At 64.9% G+C, this 288-nt stretch carries 1 protein-coding gene; it reads right to left on the reverse strand.

Features of this window, described 5'->3' with window-relative positions; genetic code table 11:
* On the reverse strand, positions 1-268 hold a 268-nt coding region (locus tag SB754_RS19825; protein ID WP_410784099.1), incomplete at its 3' end, for a hypothetical protein.
* Positions 269-288 lie beyond the last annotated feature (20 nt).

Consider the following 288-nt stretch of genomic DNA (forward strand, 5'->3'; position numbering starts at 1 on the left):
GCGCGGAGCGGGCCCGGGCGAGCTGGTGGGCCGTCGCGATCTCCCATCCGGCCCGGTTCGGCAATCCGGTCAGGGAGTCGGTGCACGCGATGGTGATCAGCGCCCGCGTCACCAAGCCGAACGATTCGGCGGCGCCGACTATGGCAAGGACAAATGCGACATAGGTCAGCGGCGACGCCGAAATCGACACCGAGAGTGCGAACACCGTGGACACGGTCAGGACGGCGATGAGTGTGCGGGCGAGAGCGATTCTCAGGAACGCGATCATGTACATGGACAAGAACATCG

It is taken from the genome of Leifsonia sp. SIMBA_070 (assembly GCF_046534635.1).
GTDB lineage: Bacteria > Actinomycetota > Actinomycetes > Actinomycetales > Microbacteriaceae > Leifsonia.